Origin of the sequence: Escherichia sp. 10290 (assembly GCF_030295155.1) — a bacterium.
Lineage (GTDB): Bacteria > Pseudomonadota > Gammaproteobacteria > Enterobacterales > Enterobacteriaceae > Escherichia > Escherichia coli_F.
In genome coordinates, this window is the sequence record NZ_AP025741.1 from 3549757 (window position 1) to 3570336 (window position 20580).

At 50.2% G+C, this 20580-nt stretch carries 16 protein-coding genes and 2 pseudogenes; 4 read left to right on the top strand and 14 right to left on the bottom strand.

Features of this window, described 5'->3' with window-relative positions:
• From cas7e to cysJ, 10 genes and pseudogenes are all read right to left on the bottom strand, one after another.
• Entirely contained in the window at positions 1-1092 is a 1092-nt protein-coding gene (gene cas7e, locus QUE74_RS18050; RefSeq protein ID WP_000064442.1) for a type I-E CRISPR-associated protein Cas7/Cse4/CasC, read from the bottom strand.
• A 12-nt stretch (positions 1093-1104) separates the two neighbouring features.
• Positions 1105-1587, bottom strand: a complete 483-nt coding sequence (gene casB, locus QUE74_RS18055; protein WP_000752795.1) for a type I-E CRISPR-associated protein Cse2/CasB — start codon at positions 1585-1587, stop codon at positions 1105-1107.
• Entirely contained in the window at positions 1580-3088 is a 1509-nt protein-coding gene (gene casA / locus QUE74_RS18060; protein ID WP_001050408.1) for a type I-E CRISPR-associated protein Cse1/CasA, read from the bottom strand. Before casA ends, casB begins: the two co-directional genes overlap by 8 nt.
• A gap of 414 nt (positions 3089-3502) precedes the next feature.
• Positions 3503-5674 (bottom strand): annotated as a pseudogene (gene cas3 / locus QUE74_RS18065) (CRISPR-associated helicase/endonuclease Cas3); the annotation flags it as partial.
• Positions 5675-5728: 54 nt separating this feature from the next.
• A complete protein-coding gene (gene istB / locus QUE74_RS18070) occupies positions 5729-6523 on the bottom strand; it encodes an IS21-like element helper ATPase IstB (protein WP_000544800.1) in 795 nt (264 codons plus the stop codon).
• Complete coding sequence (istA, locus tag QUE74_RS18075; RefSeq protein WP_000952431.1) at positions 6523-7695, bottom strand: IS21-like element ISEc62 family transposase; 1173 nt, start codon at positions 7693-7695, stop codon at positions 6523-6525. The genes istB and istA overlap by 1 nt, the downstream gene beginning before the upstream one ends.
• Positions 7696-7797: 102 nt before the next feature.
• A pseudogene (locus QUE74_RS18080) lies at positions 7798-8298 on the bottom strand (CRISPR-associated endonuclease Cas3''); the annotation flags it as partial.
• Positions 8299-8655: 357 nt separating this feature from the next.
• On the bottom strand, positions 8656-9390 hold the full coding sequence (gene cysH, locus QUE74_RS18085; protein ID WP_000039873.1) for a phosphoadenosine phosphosulfate reductase: 735 nt from the start codon (positions 9388-9390) through the stop codon (positions 8656-8658).
• 136 nt (positions 9391-9526) lie between these two features.
• Positions 9527-11239: an assimilatory sulfite reductase (NADPH) hemoprotein subunit gene (gene cysI / locus QUE74_RS18090; protein ID WP_001290684.1), complete on the bottom strand. Its 1713-nt coding sequence runs from the start codon at positions 11237-11239 to the stop codon at positions 9527-9529.
• Positions 11239-13044: an NADPH-dependent assimilatory sulfite reductase flavoprotein subunit gene (gene cysJ, locus QUE74_RS18095; protein WP_000211945.1), complete on the bottom strand. Its 1806-nt coding sequence runs from the start codon at positions 13042-13044 to the stop codon at positions 11239-11241. Before cysJ ends, cysI begins: the two co-directional genes overlap by 1 nt.
• Before the next feature lie 315 nt (positions 13045-13359).
• On the opposite strand from cysJ, the gene queD reads away from it, so the two are divergent.
• The 4 genes from queD to QUE74_RS18115 all read left to right on the top strand — a co-directional run bounded on the left by queD (position 13360) and on the right by QUE74_RS18115 (position 15917).
• On the top strand, positions 13360-13725 hold the full coding sequence (queD, locus tag QUE74_RS18100) for a 6-carboxytetrahydropterin synthase QueD (RefSeq protein ID WP_001329795.1): 366 nt from the start codon (positions 13360-13362) through the stop codon (positions 13723-13725).
• 77 nt (positions 13726-13802) lie between these two features.
• Entirely contained in the window at positions 13803-15074 is a 1272-nt protein-coding gene (locus QUE74_RS18105; protein ID WP_001354928.1) for an FAD-dependent oxidoreductase, read from the top strand.
• Entirely contained in the window at positions 15065-15325 is a 261-nt protein-coding gene (locus tag QUE74_RS18110) for a ferredoxin family protein (RefSeq protein ID WP_000109505.1), read from the top strand. The genes QUE74_RS18105 and QUE74_RS18110 overlap by 10 nt, the downstream gene beginning before the upstream one ends.
• Before the next feature lie 16 nt (positions 15326-15341).
• The gene (locus QUE74_RS18115) at positions 15342-15917 is read left to right on the top strand and encodes a glycerol-3-phosphate responsive antiterminator (RefSeq protein ID WP_001130254.1); all 576 of its coding nucleotides are present in this window, start codon (positions 15342-15344) and stop codon (positions 15915-15917) included.
• Positions 15918-16063: 146 nt separating this feature from the next.
• Here QUE74_RS18115 and QUE74_RS18120 read toward each other — a convergent pair whose 3' ends face one another.
• From QUE74_RS18120 to QUE74_RS18135, 4 genes are read right to left on the bottom strand one after another with little or no spacing between them, the layout of a single operon-like run.
• Positions 16064-16924: an electron transfer flavoprotein subunit alpha/FixB family protein gene (locus QUE74_RS18120; protein ID WP_001354929.1), complete on the bottom strand. Its 861-nt coding sequence runs from the start codon at positions 16922-16924 to the stop codon at positions 16064-16066.
• On the bottom strand, positions 16921-17700 hold the full coding sequence (locus QUE74_RS18125; RefSeq protein ID WP_001023524.1) for an adenine nucleotide alpha hydrolase family protein: 780 nt from the start codon (positions 17698-17700) through the stop codon (positions 16921-16923). The genes QUE74_RS18120 and QUE74_RS18125 overlap by 4 nt, the downstream gene beginning before the upstream one ends.
• Positions 17678-19087 (bottom strand): MFS transporter, encoded by a 1410-nt coding sequence (locus QUE74_RS18130; protein WP_000147691.1) that lies wholly within the window; start codon positions 19085-19087, stop codon positions 17678-17680. The genes QUE74_RS18125 and QUE74_RS18130 overlap by 23 nt, the downstream gene beginning before the upstream one ends.
• A 21-nt stretch (positions 19088-19108) precedes the next feature.
• Complete coding sequence (locus QUE74_RS18135) at positions 19109-20563, bottom strand: FAD-binding oxidoreductase (protein ID WP_000059297.1); 1455 nt, start codon at positions 20561-20563, stop codon at positions 19109-19111.
• Positions 20564-20580 lie beyond the last annotated feature (17 nt).

The window sequence follows — 20580 nt, forward strand, 5'->3', positions numbered from 1 at the left end:
TCACGCCTCGCCATTATTACGAACCCAGGATTTTAACTGTTCTAAAGTAGGCATTTGTTTAACCTGAGCAGTAATTGGGTCCATGTCAGACAAGCTAAATTGCGCAGCAGCTCCGTTCAGACCATAGCCATTCGCAACGCGATCCCAATATTGATTAAACGCCTGTATAGACGGTTGCAAAAAGCCATCTTTCGCTTTCACCGCTTTTTCAAAAGCATTTGCCATAGAAAGTGGCATATCGGAGAAATTAACCATTACCATCTCCGCAGGGTTAAAAGCGGCATAAGTACGCTGTTTTGCTCCAGGGACCTCTGTTGCCAGCATATGAACAACATGGGTTGCAATTTCCAGAGCCTGCTCCCAGGAGGCGCCGCCTAAATTTTCCTGAAGTTGAGCAAGGTTAATGTTGGCATAACGATAAAAAACACCCGATGAAAATTCCTGTGTTCCCAGATGTGCAGAACCTTGTTCCTGTAAATCATCTACGGCGGTGAACCAGTCAATATCAGAATCAACCTGATGGGTCGTGATCGCGTGCGCAATGGACATTGCACCATCAACTTTTCCCAACTCACTCATCATGCCGCTGGTTGCCATTCTTCCGCTAAGCGCAATATCAACCCCCTGCTGTAAATTCACACGGATAGCGGCAATATCTTCCTTAAGAATTTTGAGCAGCTTTTTATCATCCAGATTATCTGCCTCTGCTTTTGCAACCTGCTCACAGAACCAGGCTATTTCTCCCACAACCCAGGGAGTAACCGCATCGGCAGAAATCTTTTCAGCTTCATCAACTGATTTACCGGAGAGCAGAGCTAATGTCTTATCGATGATTTTTTGCTCAAAACGTTCACCAAGTTTTTGCCGAAGAACATCACGTAATTGTGCAAGATGAATTGTTCTGAGACTGGATTCACCAATATTTTGTGCGTAATAATCACTTTTACGCATCGCACGTTTAAGGCTTTGACTTGAAATTCTTACTCGCCTTTTCCCGCCGAAAATAGCGTCTTTCTGCATGTTCATATCGTCGCGGTTCAGACATGAAGGGCTGTGAGAGATCAGGACATGGATATTAATAAAATTAGACATTGAGAGGTTTCCTTACGCATTTTTGTTTGTGGTCAATACAAAATCTTCCAGAAGTTGCTGGCGTTCGCGCTTTCCCCACCAGGTCAACATCCGGGCCATTAATGACCAGTCAAGTACGGGTTCGGCGTGAGCAAGCAATCGACGTAACTGGACCATATCGGCTGTTCTGTCAGCCCGAATCAATTGGAAGATACGGCGCTCGTTAATTCTTCCACTATTGGCTAAAGCTCTTCCCAACGAGATACCTATTGTTTGCTCCGGTTTTTTATCCTGATGTCGGATGACATTCTTTCCTGCGCTCAGGCAAAACACCATGCGCAAAAGAGCCTGTTGGTGACGCAGGTTTTCCCAACCAAAAGGTTGCACCAACCGATAAAACGCAGGGATATCGCGTAAATCATCAGGTTCTGAAACACGTCTAATTTGCGCACATGCTCCGTTATCCAGCTGTTGCCAGGCTCGATATAAAGCCATTGCATCAATTTCATCAGCCATTTGATGGCCCTCCTTGCGGTTTTAACTCCCGTAAATGTTTGTATAGCGTGGCGCGGGCGAGTGCTAATGTGCTTATTAATTTAGGATGATGTGCATAGGGAGCTACAGATTGATTAAATAGCATTTCACACAATTGATGAAGTTTGTCTCGTAAATCAGCTATTACCTCATCAGCCTGGGAAAAATTAACATTCGCCAATACATCGGGAATTAATAATTCACTCTGTCGATAGAAATGCCTTTCTGCAGTCTCATGAACAGAGACTCCAGCCCCTTTAAAGTCTTTATTTTTAATACCTTCCACAAAAGTATATAACGCCTTGCGTAAGGCTGTTTTATACCCCAAACCAACAGTCACTATTTCGTTTATAACATTGCCGTATTGTTGCCACCCCTGATTAAACATCAGCACATCATGACGTCGTTCAAGAATAGATGCTTGATTATTACGATATCCCCCCATAATCAATTCAAGAGGACTTTGCGGCGCAATATTTCTGAATTGATTCACAACCGCCGCCACGCGATTTCCATTTTCATTTTGAATAATCTTATCTACCACAACTCGGCTGATTTGCGTCCATGATGGTGCGGAGGTGGTGAAAGCAAGAAATTTTTCCTCAACCTCCCCTTTCTTGACTGTTACCAGACAAGGGGAATGCGGATGGGGCCATAGCCCATTAACTGTAAAGGTAAATTTTTCCTTAAGAAAACCTGTATAACGCAAATTGCTTTCCTGTCCACAGCAAGAACATTTACCAATCCCAATGGGATCGCATAATTCAATATGCGCTGGTTGCCAGAATAAGCCACGGACAAACCCAATTGACGAAGCTGGCACAGATTCATTGGGCTTGACAGGCTTAATCCAGGTAGGTTGGTTTTCCGTATTTGATTCATTGGGAAATTGTTTTTGAAGACGAGGTATTGTGAGGACATTGAGTAACACCGTCGAGCGAAGATCGATCCCACATACGAAGGTGGTTATAGGTGTTCCTCCACGTAAACCGCTTTTAAAGCCACCACCAAAACCAGGTGCCTGATTCGCCTGGTTGAATAACGCAATCGCAGTGCATCCACCACATAATGCTTCACCCTGCCCCGGTTGATTGACAAATGCACAATTCGTCGCGCCGCTTACCCCTGCCAATAGTTTTTCCATTGGAGTCACATCATTTGCTTTGACACCTTTGGTCTGCATAAAGGGATGTTCTGCGTGATTAAGGTAGAACATATCTATCCACGGCGCGATGAGTCGTTGAAACTCATCTTCAGTGAGCGGATTCATTATGCGATGTCGAAATTCAACGTCATCTTTTGCCGGGGCGATAATTTGTGCAATGCAAACCAGCAGTGCTAAAGCGGCCAGTTCCATATCGTCACGGGGCAAACTTAACCGCCACTGATCTCTACTGCAGTATAGCGATTGCAGATTTAGGATTTGGACTTTCCCCCCGTTTCGCGGGCGTACAGGGATCCAGTTATCAATAAGCAAATTCATTTGTTCTCCTTCATATGCTCCGACATTTCTCCTGCATTTCTATACGTCGGCACACTTCCGTTATCGGTAAAAACAAAGAAAAAATACGGCGTAATTAATTCAATAATCACATTCACTGCAAAAATATATTCATTGGTTTAATACAATTAACCTATGCATATATTAAGATGTGTTGAATTGTTTAAAGACAATAATGCATGCATTTCAAATCTGCAAGTTATTCGTTTTATTATCAAAGAAATTTTTAGTTATAATAATTACCATAAATTTTATTACATAAAATATTCATACTGTGAATATAAAATCTCATACCGGGAAATTAAAAGAAGATGTACATTGTGCACCTTCCCTACTTAAGTAGGGATAAACCGTTATTGGTCTTGTTATCGTCATTGATACCAATCATTCCCGAAGTTATTTGGGATTTGCAGGGATGACTCTGGTCATCCCTTCATCCCGAGTGTAGGTAATAACAATATTATTACCCTGCCAGATCCATCCATCCTGATTCTGTTTCCCTTCCAGCCAAAGTAACCCATCTTCATCTACTACTTCAGAAAAACTACGTTTCCAAGTGAAGGGTACATTGACGCGATTAAGTGCTAACACCTCATACTGCTGTTCATGACTTAGGTCCTCGTAGACCTGGCCATCGAGCAGTTGTTTACCTGAAGACGTTTGTACATAAGGCAATAATGGCAGGCTCATTTCCCCATCCCTCGTTACCGCAAGAATGGTTTCATCGTTATCCTGCAAGCTATATTCTTCAGCCCACTGCAGAACCTTACGAGCCTTGAACCTTTTTTCACACTCGGCGCTTTCAAATTTATCCATGCCATTGCCGACCCATTCTGGCTCATCCATTTCCGCATCATCGTAAATGCTATCCAGCCATTGCCGGTAAGCATCAGGGAAAAATAAGGATGCTCCATTAAGTTCCTCAATATGTTGCTGCGTCCGCCACATGACTCTAACGTTGCTATAAATATGCTCATGTCGTCCGTAACCCTCGCCATCAGGCAGCAAAATGGTGGCAACAGGAATCTCAAAACCAGCGGGACGATATTTGCGATGATGACGATGTAAACGGCCCAATCGTTGGAAAAGCAAATCTGCGGGACAATGCTGGGTAATTAACCAATCAAAATCAACGTCGAGCGATTGTTCCACGACTTGCGTGGCGACAAGTATTCGTCCAACATTTCGATCCCCATTTTTTCCGAAATCGCTAATAACACGATTCTCTTTTTCTCGACGATCGTTCAGCGTAAAGCGTGCATGAAACAAATCTATATCTACTTGCGTGTTATTTAGCTCCTTTAGCCGTTGGTAGCATACTTGTGCAACGTCAACCAAATTGCAAATAAGACAGACTTGTGCACCCGCGTTTGCCGCTGCGATCATTCGCTCTAACATCGTAAGGTCAGGTAACATGTCAGCTAAATAAATAGGTTCTAGCTGAATTGAAAAGCGGGGCGGGAGTTGTTCTGGATGAGCTAACAGATCAAAACGTTGCGCACCATTCACACCTCGCCAGTTAATGAGTGGATATGCGGAGTTATTTTCCTCTGGATCTGTATGCAGACCATAAGTATCCAGAAGTTTCTGTTTTTGTTTCATTGGTAGAGTTGCGGAAAGAAGAATAACACTCCCCCCCACATCAGCCTGAGCCTTGAGCACAGCCTCCAGCAAGCCGTTCATATACGTGTCGTAAGCATGAACTTCATCAACAATTAAAACACTTCGACCAATTCCCAAACCACGGATAAAGCGGTGTTTAACTGGCAATACCGATATCAACACCTGATCAATCGTGCAAACTCCTATTTGCCCAAGAAACACTTTCTTATTGCTTTGTGACAACCATTGGCAACACTGAACCCACGCTTCTTCTTGCCCCTGCTCAGTAAATGCGCGTGATTTTATTGATTGAAAAAGGTGGTTAAAACGTGAATTACCATGAGCAAGAATAAGATTTGGGGAGGTAAATAAACGGCTCGCGTTCGCTTCCATTCTGCTGAGCATTGCATTTGCAGTAGCTTGTGTAGGGAGGGCAAAAATAACACTATCCGCAAGTTGTTGGTCAATAAGTTTCCAGGCATAGGCCAGCGCTGTTTCGGTTTTACCTGATCCCGTAGGTGCCTCAATCACCGTCAGCCCGGGAGCTGTAGGAAGAGCATCAACCAACACCTGTAATTGTCTTGGTTGATAGCCATTGTCCAGTAAGGCATGTACGCCGTCATAACTACGCTTATTTGATACAAGGCCACTCAACTCCAGTACCCGACACGCATCCTGTTGTCTATCCTGAAAATATTTTCTTAGCGCTTGTATGCCTGAAGGTGCATCTTCTTTGAATAGAAAGGTATCCGTTGTGGTCCAGGAACCTAACCAGTCAGCAAGCGAGCAAAAACCTGCTAACAATGATGAACAATCAGGTGGTATATCGTTTATAGATAACCCGGCTGGTGTTAAAAATAATGCTTCGAGTACAGATATCCACTCCTCACGAGCCTGTTTATCTTGCGCAGCATAAGATGCCAGAGAAGCTGGCATTTCCCAACGCGACTTATCTTGATCCTGTGTCAACGCCAAGATTATTGGCCGTTTTTCGCCATTTTTAATGTCCGCTATTGGTCATTAATGTTGTCCGCTTGCCGCCATTTCATCATCACTGATTGGCGTGGCGTTTTTTGCCAGCACTCCCGCTTTGCGTTTTTCCTTTAACCGGTAGCTTTCTCCTTTGATGTTCAGTGTGGTTGAGTGGTGTAGCAGTCGATCCAGGATTGCCGTTGCCAGCACGTTATCGCCGAACATCTCTCCCCAGTCGGCGAACCCTTTATTTGACGTCAGCACGATGCTCGCTTTTTCATATCGACGGTTCAGCAACCGGAAGAACAGACTGGCTTCCTCGCGGGTCATCGGCAGATAGCCTATCTCATCCAGTATCAGTACCCGGGCATAACCAAGCTGCTGTAGCTGTTTTTCCAGCCGGTTTTCCTGTTTTGCCTTCATGAGTGTGGCGATCAGCTTATCCAGTGGCATGAACAGCACCCGATGACCAGCGTCCGCCGCTTTTACCCCGAGAGCGACTGCCAGGTGCGTTTTACCCACACCAGGCGGACCCAGCAGGATCACGTTCTCGCTACGCTCCACGAACGCCAGCCCGGCCAGCTCACGGACGACCTTACGATCGATACCTGGCTGGAAGCCGAAGTCGAACTGCTCCAGCGTTTTGACCCACGGGAAGCGGGCCTGTTTCAGCCGGGACTCCATACTGCGCTGATGCCTCCCGTTCCATTCCTGCTGCAACGCCATGCACAGGAACTCGCGGTAGTTCAGTTCTTTTTTGGCCGCCTGCTCCAGCAGGCTTTCAACGTGGTAGCCCAGATGTTCCATTTTAAGACGACCCAGCAGTGTCTCCAGTTCATGCATCACAACAGCTCCTCATAGGCACTCAACGGCCTGTGTTCCACCTGACTGACCTGCTGCCAGAGTGGGGCGTGATGCTCCGGCACGGTCTGCCAGCCGTATACAGCCGAACAGAGACGGTGCGATGCTACCTGTTGCTCATTACTGTAGATCCGCAGTTCATCATCCAGCGAGATCCGTATTGATACCGGCTGGCCACACAGGCTTTCCGGCACGCTGTAACGGTTCCCGCCAACCTCGATATAGCCATCCCAGGAGACATGACGGATATCGAAGTAGCTGGTATCGAAGTCCGTACCTGGCAGCGCCTGCAGATGCACCTGTTCCTGCGTGAAGCGCTGTTCCGGTGTCTGCCTGAACTGGCGAAGTTCCCGCCTGTCGGCAACGTCAGCCATCCACTGCTCCAGTAGCTGATTAACATGGGCGAAGCTGTCGAACCGGCGGTACCGGACGAAGAAGTTTTCCTTGAGGTATTTCACCATCCGTTCCACCTTACCTTTGGTTCTGGCCCTTCGTGGACGGCAGGCCCGTGGCAGGAAGCCATAGTGATCGGCCAGCAGCAGGAACCCGGAGTTGAACACCACCTTCCCGTTGTTATTTTTCAGCACTGCGGCTTTCTGGTTATCGACCAGCACGGTTTTCACGCTGCCGCCGAAGTAGCGAAAGGCGCGGACCAGTGACTCATAGGTATGTTCAGCATCCTGCTTTGGTGCCGCGAAGACATGGAAGCGACGTGAGAACCCCAGCGTATTAACCGCGAAGTTAACCCTGCATCGTTGCCCGGCAACCTCAGCCTCAACTTCTCCCCAGTCATGCTGTAGCTGGTAACCGGGCTGAGTTTCGAAGCGAACCGTTTTCTTCGATGGCCGCATCTTACGTTTGGGCTGGATGTAGTAACGCAACATGGAACGGCCACCGGTATAACCCATCGCTTTGATTTCCGCCAGGATGACCTCGCCGTTCCAGACATTCTCAGCCAGACGCATGTCGATATAGTCCATGAACGGCTTGAGTTTGGCCATTTTGTGGCGTGTTTTTCTGGCCGGAGGTTCCGGGTATTTCAGGTACCGTCTGACAGTCCGCTCAGAGCAACCAACCTGAGTGGCAATATCAACAATATACGCACCTTGCTGGCGCATTTGCTTTATCATGTAAAAGTCCTCTCTGCTCAGCATGAGTGTTCCCTTTGTGGTGTAGGAACCTTAAGGAAACAACATGTTGGGTGGAGCGGACAATCCAAATGGTGAATTACTGTCTTATATCATTGGCGCTGACACCTGGGAATGTAATATAAAACCATGATGTCCTGTAACGGCCTCTACCCAAGGAAACCAGGACTCATAAGGATGAGGAGCGGCATCAAAAAAACTGAAAAAATCCCCGGGAGATTGCTCTGAAAGTGAATCCTGGTTAAACCAATACAGACCGGCTGCACCATGATTAAATTTACGGCACATTTGTGTTGATGGACCATTAAGTGATGACGTTGCAGGATTTAATTTCAGCCAACTTTCTGCTGATTTATATTGGAATCGTATATCAAACTTTCCGATATCATGAAGGGCAATGAAAAATAACAGCCAGGCTTTCACCTTCTGTTTTGATAGCATTTCATTTCGGCAAAAAGCATTTTGTAGTACGACTGATTGATCCCACCAGCAATCTGCAACAGCTGCAACATCCAGGCAATGATAAATCAACAGATGAATATCATTTCCTTTCGTCAGGCTTTTTGAGGATTTCCCCCAGTAATGACATATATATTTAAAAGGTTCCATTAATAGCCTCCCTGTTTTTTTAGTATTATCGATGATATCAGTGGACTATTTTTCGATGCTGCTCATAAATATCGAATTACAGTGATATACACATGTCTTGCCTCCCTGCAAAGAAGAGACTAACATCCGAATTGCTACGTTCGAACGCGAGCCTCAGGTTGATAGATATATCGCCTGGGGCTTTTGTCCATCTGGAACCTCGCGAATGCTTAACGCCAGACAGCCTCAAGCACCCGACGCCATTCTATAACTGTTGATTTCCCCTGCTATATTCACGTTTAAATGCCGGAATGCGGCTCGCAAAATAAAAACGCCCCCATCATTTCTGACAGAGGCGTTTATTTTATCCGGCAATATTTACCCTTCGTGCAGCCCACATTCCCTTTTTAAGCCAAAGAAACGCGTTTCTTCTTCCGCCATACCAGGTTCCCATTTACGGGTTGTATGGGTATCACCGACCGATAAATATCCTTCGTCCCATAATGGATGATATTTCAGGCCATGTTTTTGCAGGTACTGATAAATAGTTCGGTTATCCCAGTCGATAATCGGCAGCACTTTGAATACACCACGCTGAATTGCCAGCACCGGTAAATTAGCGCGGCTGCCGGATTGTTCACGGCGCAGGCCAGCAAACCACGTTTGCGCGTTTAGTTCTTTCAGCGCCCGGTTCATCGGTTCGACTTTGTTGATATCGTTGTACTTTTCAATGCCTTCAACGCCCTGTTCCCACAGTTTGCCGTAGCGTGCTTCCTGCCAGGCAGCGCTTTCGGTAGCGCGGTACACTTTCAGGTTGAGCTTGAGTTTGTCCGTTAACTCGTCAATAAAGCGGTAGGTTTCAGGGAACAGATAACCCGTATCGGTGAGGATCACCGGAATATCCGGGCGAACCTGATTCACCAGATGCAGGCTCACCGCCGCCTGAATGCCGAAGCTGGAAGAAAGCACATATTCACCGGGCAGATTATCCAGCGCCCAGGCGACGCGGCCTTCAGCATCCAGTTTTTCAAGCTCGGCGTTAGTTTCCGCCAGCGCCAGAATGCGATCTACCTTCGACAGTTCGTTCAGCGCATTTAGATCGAGTTTGGACATAGATTCCTCACTGTTTGCCTTGCGGGTTAAGTAGGCCGGATAAGACGTTTATGCCACATCCGGCAAAAGGTGTCACAGTGCCTGATGGCGCTTCGCTTATCAGGCCAACAAAACCGAGTTGAAGCGGCAATTCATATTAATCCCACAAATCACGCGCCGGATCGAGCACCGGGCGAATGATGCCCGCACGCACCGTAAAGTCGCCGAAGCCTTCACCCGCTTCACGTTCTTTCGCCCAGCGCCCTATCAGTTCATCAAGCGTCGCCAGGATTTCCGGCTCGGTGATGTTTTCTTTATGCATCCGTGGGATACGTGTCCCAATGCGGTTGCCACCAAGATGCAGGTTGTAGCGCCCAGGCGCTTTACCCACCAGGCCCACTTCCGCCAGCATCGCGCGACCACAACCGTTCGGGCAGCCTGTTACACGCATCACGATATGCTCATCGCTGACACCATGTTTCGCCATTAAATTATCGATGTTATCGATAAACGACGGCAGGAAACGCTCCGCTTCCGCCATCGCCAACGGGCAAGTCGGGAATGACACGCAGGCCATTGAGTTTTCGCGCTGCGGCGTGACGGCATTCATCAATCCGCTCTCTTTGGCGATCTTCTCAATCTTCGCTTTCTCGCTTTCCGGTACACCGGCGATGATCAGATTCTGGTTCGCCGTAATGCGGAAATCACCTTTGTGGATCTTTGCGATCTCCAACAGGCCGGTTTTCAGCGGACGTCCCGGATAATCAAGAATTCGGCCATTTTCGATAAACAGCGTCAAGTGCCATTTGTCGTCGATCCCTTTTACCCAGCCGATACGATCGCCGCGACCGGTAAATTCATACGGACGGATCGGTTCGAACTTGATCCCCGCGCGACGTTCCACTTCTGCTTTAAACGTCTCGACCCCCACGCGCTCCAGCGTGTATTTGGTTTTGGCGTTTTTACGGTCAGTACGATTACCCCAGTCACGCTGAGTGGTAATGACCGCTTCCGCCACCGCCAGCGTATGCTCCAGTGGCAGATAGCCAAACTCGCTCGCCGTGCGGGCGTAGGTTTTCTTGTTGCCGTGTTCGATAGAAAGCCCACCACCCACCAGCAGGTTGAAGCCCACCAGCTTGCCGTTTTCCGCGATCGCCACAAAGTTCATGTCGTTGGCGTGCAGATCGATATCGTTCTGCGGCGGGATCACTACCGTGGTTTTGAATTTACGCGGCAGATAGGTCTGACCGAGGATCGGTTCTTCGTCAGTGGTGGCGACTTTTTCCTGATCGAGCCAGATCTCCGCGTAGGCGCGGGTACGCGGCAGCAGATGTTCAGAGATTTTCTTCGCCCACTCATACGCTTCCGCGTGCAACTGAGATTCAAATGGGTTCGAGGTGCAGAGTACATTACGGTTCATGTCGTTGGCGGTCGCCAGCGCATCAAGACCGACCGAGTGCAGCATCTGGTGCACCGGTTTGACGTTCTTTTTCAGAATGCCGTGGAACTGGAACGTCTGGCGGTTGGTCAGGCGAATGCTGCCATAAATGGTGTTTTCACCGGCGAATTTATCAATTGCCTGCCACTGTTTAGTGGTGATCACCCCACCCGGCAGACGGCAGCGCAGCAGCATCGCATGACGCGGTTCCAGCTTCTGTTCAGCACGTTCGGCGCGGATATCGCGGTCATCCTGCTGATACATACCGTGGAAACGGATCAGCAGGAAGTTGTCGCCCTTAAAGCCGCCGGTCAGACCGTCGTTTAAATCTTCCGCAATGGTCCCGCGCAGGTAGTTGCTCTCAAGCTTCATGCGCTCGGCGTCTGTCAGTTTACCTTCGACCACTAAAGGCCCTGGATGTTTTTCGCTCATTAGTAGACATCTCGCTGATAACGGCGCTCTACGCGCAGCTCACTTAAAAATTCATCCGCCGCTTCGGTGTCCATGCCACCAAATTCGGCAATCACTTCCAGAAGTGCCTGTTCAACGTCTTTCGCCATGCGATTAGCGTCGCCGCAGACATAAATGTGGGCACCGTCATTGATCCAGCGCCACAGCTCTGCGCCCTGTTCGCGCATTTTGTCTTGTACGTAAATTTTTTCTTTTTGATCGCGCGACCAGGCAAGATCGATACGCGTCAGCACGCCCTCTTTGACGTAGCGCTGCCACTCCACCTGGTAGAGGAAATCTTCGGTAAAGTGTGGGTTGCCGAAGAACAGCCAGTTTTTGCCCGGCGCTTCGTCAGCGGCGCGTTGCTGCATAAAGGCGCGGAATGGCGCGATGCCGGTGCCTGGGCCAATCATAATCACCGGCGTTTCCGGGTTAGCGGGCAGGCGGAAGTTGTCGTTATGTTCGATAAATACGCGGACTTCGCCCTCTTCTTCCACACGGTCCGCAAGAAAGCTGGAGGCACCGCCAGCACGGGCGCGGCCTTCAATGTCATAACGCACCACACCAACGGTGACGTGTACTTCGTTCTCGACTTCCGCCTGCGAGGAGGCGATGGAGTACAGGCGCGGGGTCAGCGGGCGCAGCAAGTTAATCAGGGCTTCAGCGTCAAGCTGCGCAGGAGAGAAACGCACCATATCGACAATCGGCGTGGTCGCGGCGTAATGCTGTAACTTCGCTTTATCGCCCACCAGCGGCAGCAGTGTTTCGCTGCGGGTAAGCGTGGCGTAGTTCTCAACGATGTTGGCGGTGTTGACGGTCAGTTCGAAGTGCCACTGTAGGGCCTCGTTCAGAGGCAACGTTTTGCCCTCGACGGTGACAGGTTCATCGCCTTTCAGCCACAGCAATTCGACAAGTTCTTTCACCAGCGCCGGATCGTTCTGATACCAGACGCCCAGCGCATCGCCAGGCTGGTAACGCAGGCCAGAGTCGCCCAGGTCAATTTCGATATGGCGAACGTCTTTTTCAGAGTTACGCCCAGTAATTTTCTGGTTAACCGAAAGGCTCGCCACCAGCGGCGCGTCTTTGCTGTACGGGCTGGTGTGGATTTCATTTACCGCGCCAGTAGCGACGGATTGCGAAGGTGCCGCGACAGGCGAACGCGATTTAAGAGCATCTACCACGCGGGCGCGCCACTCGCTGGCAGCGGCCTGGTATTCAACATCGGCATCGACACGGTCGAGCAGGCGTTCACCGCCCAGTTCCGCCAGCTTGCTATCGAAATCTTTTCCGGACTGGCAGAAAAATTCATAAGAGCTATCGCCGAGACTAAACACGGCAAACGCGGTGTTTTCCAGCTTCGGCGCTTTTTTGGAGAACAGGAACTTATGCAGCGCGACGGCCTCCTCCGGCGGTTCCCCTTCACCTTGCGTTGACGTCACCACGATGAGCAGTTTTTCGCTGGCGATTTGTTTGAATTTATAGTCGCCCGCGTTCACCAGCTTAACGTTCAGTTTTGCCGCTAATAAATCATCGCGTAATGTTTCAGCAACCCGGCGCGCATTGCCGGTTTGCGAAGCGGAGATAATAGTTATACCCGGCATTTCTGCGGCGGGGGCGGGCGCTGGCGTCGCTGTAAGCGCAGCAGGCTGTTGGTTGAGCACGCCCCAGAAATAGCCAGAAACCCAGGCAAGCTGGGTGGGAGTTAAATCGGTCGTGGCCGCCTGAAGGCGTGCCAGTTGCTCCGGGTTCAACGGAAGCAACGCGGAAGGTGGGACCTGTGTCGTCATGCGTCGTTATGTTCCAGTAAGCAAAGCTGTTTCTGCGCCCTGTCAGCGCCCATAAAACAGAAGAGAAGGTAAGGTTAACGGGGTGAACGGTGTGGATTAAAGACGGGATAGCGATAACTAATAACCAAATCGACTAACCTGTTTTAGCAATAGTCTTTAACAACAAAACAGATTAACCAACCCAATGAAAAACAAATGAATTTAACCAATCATTAAGATAAATCAGCGATTTTGCGCAACAAAGTCGTTTTAGATAATGCGAAAAAACAGCCTTTCCGGTACTCTACGGCGGTTTTATCGTCATGTAGAGAAATTATGATGTCCACCACGTTATTTAAAGATTTCACCTTCGAAGCCGCTCACCGCTTACCACACGTCCCGGAAGGACATAAATGTGGTCGCCTGCACGGGCATTCCTTTATGGTGCGACTGGAAATTACCGGGGAAGTCGATCCGCATACGGGCTGGATTATCGATTTCGCTGAACTGAAAGCGGCATTTAAACCAACCTATGATCGCCTCGATCACTATTATCTCAATGATATTCCTGGCCTGGAAAACCCGACCAGCGAGGTTTTAGCAAAATGGATTTGGGATCAGGTTAAACCGGTTGTTCCGCTGTTAAGTGCGGTTATGGTGAAAGAAACCTGCACCGCAGGTTGCATCTATCGCGGCGAATGATAAGAGTGTGTCGGCGGTCAATTTCCCTTAAGTAACGCTATGTTAGGGTGTTGCGCTCTGGATATCTGGGGCATGACATGGAAGACGACTGCGACATTATTATTATTGGTGCGGGTATAGCAGGCACCGCTTGTTCTTTACGCTGCGCGCGGGCAGGTTTATCCGTTCTGTTACTGGAACGCGCTGAAATTCCCGGCAGTAAAAACCTTTCCGGCGGGCGTTTATACACCCATGCGCTCGCGGAACTCCTCCCTCAGTTTCACCTGACCGCGCCTCTTGAACGACGCATCACTCACGAAAGTCTTTCTCTGCTAACGCCGGATGGCGCAACGACGTTTTCCAGCTTACAGCCCGGCGGTGAATCCTGGAGTGTATTACGTGCGCGATTCGATCCGTGGCTGGTTGCCGAAGCCGAAAAAGAAGGTGTCGAATGCATCCCCGGTACGACGGTGGATGCACTGTATGAAGAAAAAGGCAGAGTTTGCGGCGTTATTTGTGGTGACGATATTCTCCGCGCCCGTTATGTGGTGCTGGCAGAAGGTGCCAACAGCGTCCTGTCTGAGCGTCACGGGTTAGTGACTCGTCCTGCTGGCGAAGTGATGGCGTTGGGGATTAAAGAAGTTCTGTCACTGGAAACATCCGCTATTGAAGAACGTTTTCATCTGGAGAATAACGAAGGCGCAGCGTTGCTGTTCAGCGGCGGAATCTGTGATGACTTACCCGACGGCGCATTTCTTTATACTAATCAACAAACGCTCTCGTTAGGGATTGTTTGCCCGCTCTCTTCACTTACGCAAAGTCGTGTTCCGGCAAGCGAGCTGCTGGCTCGCTTTAAAACGCATCCGGCAGTGCGCCCGCTTATCAAAAACACGGAATCACTGGAGTATGGTGCGCATCTGGTGCCAGAAGGTGGCTTGCACAGTATGCCGGTGCAATACGCCGGTAACGGCTGGCTGCTGCTGGGCGATGCGTTGCGCAGTTGCGTCAATACCGGAATTTCCGTGCGCGGCATGGATATGGCGCTGGCTGGCGCACAGGCGGCGGCACAAACGCTGATAAGCGCCTGCCAGCACCGCGAGCCGCAAAATCTGTTTCCGCTTTATCATTACAACGTAGAGCGCAGCCTGCTGTGGGATGTTCTACAGCGCTATCAGCATGTTCCGGCGCTTTTGCAACGCCCGGGCTGGTACCGTAAGTGGCCTGCGTTAATGCAGGATATTTCCCGCGATTTATGGGATCAGGGTGATAAACCTGTTCCGCCGCTGCGCCAGTTGCTCTGGCGTCATTTACGTCGTCATGGCCTGTGGCATCTGGCGGGCGATGTTGTCAGGAGTATTCGATGTCTGTAGCCCGTAATCTCTGGCGCGCTGCTGATGCGCCACATATTGTTCCGGCTGACTCCGTTGAGCGCCAGACGGCAGAACGGTTGATTAACGCTTGTCCGGCTGGTCTTTTTTCGCTCACACCGGAAGGTGATTTGCACGTTGATTATCGTAATTGTCTGGAGTGTGGCACCTGCCGTTTGCTGTGCGATGAAAAAACACTGCAACAGTGGCGCTATCCGCCTTCCGGATTCGGCATCATCTACCGCTTTGGATAAATAATAAGGATAATTTATGCCCCTCTTACACCTGCTCCGCCAGAATCCGGTGATTGCTGCCGTTAAAGATAATGCCAGCCTGCAGTTGGCAATCGATTCTGAATGCCAGTTTATTTCCGTGTTATACGGCAATATTTGCACCATCAGTCATATCGTCAAAAAGATTAAGAACGCCGGAAAATATGCTTTTATTCATGTCGATTTGCTGGAAGGCGCGTCAAATAAAGAAGTAGTAATTCAGTTTCTGAAACTGGTGACCGAGGCGGACGGCATTATCAGTACCAAAGCGTCAATGCTAAAAGCGGCGAGAGCGGAAGGCTTTTTCTGTATTCATCGCTTGTTTATTGTCGACTCGATTTCTTTTCACAACATTGATAAGCAGGTTGCGCAATCGAATCCTGATTGTATTGAAATTCTGCCAGGCTGTATGCCTAAAGTGCTGGGCTGGGTAACGGAGAAAATCCACCAGCCGCTGATTGCTGGCGGGCTGGTGTGCGATGAAGAAGATGCGCGTAATGCGATTAACGCCGGTGTAGTGGCGCTTTCTACCACGAATACCGGGGTCTGGACGTTAGCGAAAAAATTGCTTTGACGAGATAATCGTAACGAATTGAATTTGTGTGATTTGTAGGCTGCACGCCACATCCGACATTCAGCGCCTGATGCGACGCTTGACGCGTCTTATCAGGCCTACAAGTCCCCTGGCAAGAACCGTAGGCAGGATCATCCGGCAACACGTTATTGGCAATCTGCGTGAATGTTTGTCACCAGTGCCTCCAGCACCACTTTCCAGTCATCAACCACGCCAACATCTGCCTGTGAAAATACCGCTGCGCTGGCGTCATGATTAATCGCCACCACAAACTTGCTATTGCGTACGCCCGCCATTAACGCTGCTGCGCCGGAAGCGCCAACAACAATGCACACCTCAGGTGCCAGCAGATGTCCTGAAATACCAATCACTTTTTCAGCATCAACGCCACCGTTCATCACTCGTGCCCGACTGTAGCCCACTTCGGCTCCCAGCTTTTCTGCCAGCATAGCGATTTCCTGGTTATCTGCCTCTCCGCCCTGCCCCACCACCAGCACCCGTCTGGCCTCAGCTAATGGGTCGCGGGTAACATTTTTCAGGTTCACTATGCTAACCAGCCAGCTGGGAAGCGCACCTGGGACAATGTTCAGTTGCTGCATACCCGGGGGCAACGAGGCGTTTTTATCTGCTCCCGCCTGACGCGCCAGGGAGAGGCATAGCGGGCGTTTTTCTGTTTGCAGCGTCGCCGTTAGCGCATTTCCCCAGTGGGATTTGCGTACGCTTCCGGTTGAAATATCTAACGAAGTCACCTGGCTGATGCTTGCACCATGTAATCGCCAGGCCAACCGTGTCGACAGTTCATCACCAAACGTTCCCGGCGGAAAGAGAACAACGTCCGCAGGCGTTCGCTGCCACTGTTCTACCAGCGCATCCAGCACCTGTTCCGCGACCATCGGCTGCGGCTCGATTTGCCAGTGCGTTAATGTGCTGCCGCTGAAATCCTGCTCCGCCAGCCAGCCCGCTATTGCGGCATGGTCCTGATTTATTGTCACAATGGCGATATTCATGGCTGCATCCTTTGGCGTAAATAGTCCTGCCATAGCTTTTGCGCTTTTTCTGCTACCGTTTGCCCATCAAGAAGCGTTGCACCGCGTCGTTGCTCTGGCCTTTCCAGTTGCCGGCACTGCATCGCTGGCGATTCAGCAGTAACAGTTTTGCGGATAATTTCAGCTTTCCCCGCAGCCATTCGCTGGCGCATTCCCGGTACTGGCAAGGCCACCTCGCCACACTGGCGCACGGCAATCACCGCAGGCAAGCGAACCCGACAACAGCGTAATCCATGTTCAGTACGCTGTTCGAGCGAGATAAACGGTGCGTCGAGAGTAAAACGCTCCACCTGGGTAAAGCAGGGCCAAGTCAGCATTTCCGCCAGCAAAAATGGCGTTTGCCCGTTCTGCCCTTCGCTGCTCTGGCAGCCAGTAATGATCAGATCCAGCGGATTCTGGCGCTGCCATTCGGCAATATGGCGAGCGACAAATTCCGGCGCAAAGCGCAGATCTGCCGCCGTCTCCAGCAATACAGCTTCCTCAAACCCAAGAGCCATGAGATAGCGCAGCCAGTGCAACGCCCGTTCATCCCCCATGCTCAACGCGGTTAAAGACATCGACATACCGTTTTTTCTCTGCGCCAACAGCAGCGCGGCGGCAGCCTGTTCATCAGCACCGAGTAAACTTCGCAGAAGCGAAACATCCGGTCCGCTATTACCCTGAGCCGCTGCCTGCCACTCTTTTTCCGCCAGCATTCCGGCATCCGGTTCGGCTTTAAACGCTAACAGAATGTTCATTCGTACCTCCTACATTTCCCGCCGCCACCAGCGGGAGTGCTTTGGTTTCTGGTGCCCATAGCCAGGTCACAACAAAACCAACCAACAACACTGCCGCCAGGAGCAATAAGGTGACTTGCATTCCCCACTGCGCCAGCACCCACGGCAGCAGGCCAGTACTTACCGCCGCCCCCAACCGACTCATGGCAGTGGCAAAACCGATACCCAGCGAGCGAATGTCAGTAGGAAAACTTTCCGCAGGCAAAATGCCCACCAGATTACTGACTGACGAAATGGTGGTGCTGAAGAGAACAAAAAGCAGCAGCGTTAATGAACTGCCAGAAGGCAAACAGGCCATCACTACCAGCGTTGCCGCCAGCAGCAAAAAACTTCCCAGCAAAAATTTGCGATGTGCCAGCAGGTGCGTCAGAACTAATCCCAGCAGCGCGCCCACAATTAACAACGCATTAAGCATCAGGCTGGCAGTCAGCGCATCTTCCAGTCCAATAGTCTGGGCGATAGTTGGCAGCCAGGTATAAATCACAAACCACGGGATCACGAGGCAGACAAAGAAGATGCTGTTAAACGCCGTGCGCCGCCAGTAGCGCGAAGAGAACAAGGTTTTGATGTGTTTATGGGTCGCCGTTGCCACTTCATCGCCCAGTAAAACATGGGGACCAAAATAGCGATGCACGATAGCGTGAGCTTCTGCAAAACGCCCCTGGCGCAGTAGCCAGCGTGGCGATTCTGGCGTTCCCCAACGTAACAACGTAATCAACAGGGCAGGAAATGCCGCCGATGCAAGTAACCATCGCCAGGCTTCGGGGCTTTCGCTAATTAAGTGATGTCCGGCAAGACTTGCCAACACATAACCTACGGTCCACACCACGCTGAAAGCGCCCAGCAAAATACCGCGATGGCGGCGCGGGGAAAATTCAGCCAGCAAGGTGTGACCTACTGAGTAATCACCTCCCAGCCCAATGCCGATCAAAATGCGCAGTCCAATAAGATGCTCTGGCGTGGTGGCAAAAAATTGCAGGAACGAGGCGAGCGTAATCAGCATAAAGCTGAAGGTGAAGATTTTTTGCCGCCCGATATGGTCGGAGATCCACCCCAAAACCAGGCTGCCGATAAACAGGCCAAGTAGCGCCGAGCCACCAATCATTCCCGCCATAAACGGCGTCAGTTGCATGGCTGGAGTAAGCTGAATTATGGCGTAACCAATGACGCCGAGAACATAACCGTCGGTCAGGTGTGCGCCGAAAGTCAGCGCAGCAATTCGACAGTGAAAACGGTTAAGCGGTAAATCATCCATTCGCACCGGTGAAGTGTTCATCTTTACCCCTTCATTGTCCGGTAATAAGAACGGCTTCCCGGTTGAGAAGCCGAAAAGACAACGCCCCGTCATCGCGAAACGCTGCCTGACACATTATTTTTCAATCGGATAGATAGTACCCGTATTCATAATACCGTTAGGATCGAACTGTTTTTTCAGCCCTTCCAGCAATGCCCACGCGCTGCCGTGTTCCAGTTTGCTCCAGTGAACGCGATGTTTACCGATACCGTGGTGGTGCACCATCGAACCGCCGAGGCGAATGGTTTCTTCGCAGATGATTTTGTTGAGCGGATTGTGGTACTTGTCGATTTCCTCTTCCGGCTTACAGTCAACGACGTTGTAGTCGTAGACGAAGTACATGTTGGTGCCGTTCTGATAGCTATGAGAGGAGTGACCGCCCAGCATGGTGATGTCGTCGGCGTGCGCGAACTCGGTACGAATACGGTTAATAACGCTTTCGTAGATTTCGTGTATGCAACTCCAGCATCCGGACACTTCGGTGGTAAAGCCCATGTTGCCGGTTTTGAGGATCTGCACACGTTCGGCAGCCACTTTATCCGGTCCCCAGTTCAGGTTGTTAAACCAGGTTTCGATCAGCTTGCTGTCCACGCGCTGGCATTGCGGGTAACGTGCCACGATTTCAGCAATCCCTTCGCCCGTCGCCTTCGCAATGCGAGGGTTACCTTCAGCCATAAAGATCAGCACGCATTTTCCGTCGGCAAAATGGGTGAAGTGTTGGGTGCCATCTTCAGCGTCATACAAACGAGCGATCGACGGACGATATCCTTCCACCATGATTTCACGCAGGATGTTGAAGCCGGTTTTCATGTCTTCCAGGATATAGCCGTAGAAGAGGTTGTTTTCCGGAGTGAATTTAAAGATTTTCACAGTGACTTCAGTGATATAGCACAATGCGCCTTCGTTGCCGATGATGATGTGACGAATGTCCGGACCCGCCGCGCGTCGTGGCACGTTTTTAATGCGTGTCACGGTGCCATCAGCCAGTACTGCTTCCAGGCCAACGACCATATCCTCGATTGCGCCGTAGAGTGTGGAGAACTGCCCAATACTACGGGTCGCCACCAGTCCACCCATCTGTGCCAACGGTTTTGACTGCGGAGAGTGCCCCGTGGTGTAACCTTTTTCACGCAACGCGTTTTCCAGCACTTCCAGCGGAACACCGCATTGCGCCGTGGCCTGCATATTCTCAATATCAATATTAATGATTTGATTCATGGCAGAGCCGTCGAGCACCACCGAGTTTTCCACAACGGTTTCCAGCCCACCTTCGGTAGCGGAAGCCCCGGTACGCGGCACACCGTTAATTTTGTGTGCATTCATAAAATTCAGCACACGGGACACTTGCTCTGTGGAACCGAGTTTTACGACCGCTGCCGGAATAGGCAAAGTATAAATACCATGAATATCCGGAAATTTACGAAAACGATCAATACTGTTTTTCTTCAATACCGTTTCATCGGTAATTACGCGATCTGCACCAACAATTTCCTTTAGCTGGTCGACAATCGCTGCGCGAGATAAAGACATAGTAATTCCTTCCTGAT

What these genes read in the sequence shown, in the direction of transcription:
- QUE74_RS18110 (WP_000109505.1), top strand. Translation starts at nt 15,065, where the DNA reads ATGTCTGTAGCCCGTAATCTCTGGCGCGCTGCTGATGCGCCACATATT.
- casB (WP_000752795.1), bottom strand. Translation starts at nt 1,587, where the DNA reads ATGGCTGATGAAATTGATGCAATGGCTTTATATCGAGCCTGGCAACAG.
- queD (WP_001329795.1), top strand. Translation starts at nt 13,360, where the DNA reads ATGATGTCCACCACGTTATTTAAAGATTTCACCTTCGAAGCCGCTCAC.
- cas7e (WP_000064442.1), bottom strand. Translation starts at nt 1,092, where the DNA reads ATGTCTAATTTTATTAATATCCATGTCCTGATCTCTCACAGCCCTTCA.
- cysJ (WP_000211945.1), bottom strand. Translation starts at nt 13,044, where the DNA reads ATGACGACACAGGTCCCACCTTCCGCGTTGCTTCCGTTGAACCCGGAG.
- QUE74_RS18115 (WP_001130254.1), top strand. Translation starts at nt 15,342, where the DNA reads ATGCCCCTCTTACACCTGCTCCGCCAGAATCCGGTGATTGCTGCCGTT.
- QUE74_RS18130 (WP_000147691.1), bottom strand. Translation starts at nt 19,087, where the DNA reads ATGACGGGGCGTTGTCTTTTCGGCTTCTCAACCGGGAAGCCGTTCTTA.
- cysH (WP_000039873.1), bottom strand. Translation starts at nt 9,390, where the DNA reads ATGTCCAAACTCGATCTAAATGCGCTGAACGAACTGTCGAAGGTAGAT.
- cysI (WP_001290684.1), bottom strand. Translation starts at nt 11,239, where the DNA reads ATGAGCGAAAAACATCCAGGGCCTTTAGTGGTCGAAGGTAAACTGACA.
- QUE74_RS18125 (WP_001023524.1), bottom strand. Translation starts at nt 17,700, where the DNA reads ATGAACATTCTGTTAGCGTTTAAAGCCGAACCGGATGCCGGAATGCTG.
- istA (WP_000952431.1), bottom strand. Translation starts at nt 7,695, where the DNA reads ATGCTGAGCAGAGAGGACTTTTACATGATAAAGCAAATGCGCCAGCAA.
- QUE74_RS18120 (WP_001354929.1), bottom strand. Translation starts at nt 16,924, where the DNA reads ATGAATATCGCCATTGTGACAATAAATCAGGACCATGCCGCAATAGCG.
- QUE74_RS18135 (WP_000059297.1), bottom strand. Translation starts at nt 20,563, where the DNA reads ATGTCTTTATCTCGCGCAGCGATTGTCGACCAGCTAAAGGAAATTGTT.
- casA (WP_001050408.1), bottom strand. Translation starts at nt 3,088, where the DNA reads ATGAATTTGCTTATTGATAACTGGATCCCTGTACGCCCGCGAAACGGG.
- istB (WP_000544800.1), bottom strand. Translation starts at nt 6,523, where the DNA reads ATGCATGAACTGGAGACACTGCTGGGTCGTCTTAAAATGGAACATCTG.
- QUE74_RS18105 (WP_001354928.1), top strand. Translation starts at nt 13,803, where the DNA reads ATGGAAGACGACTGCGACATTATTATTATTGGTGCGGGTATAGCAGGC.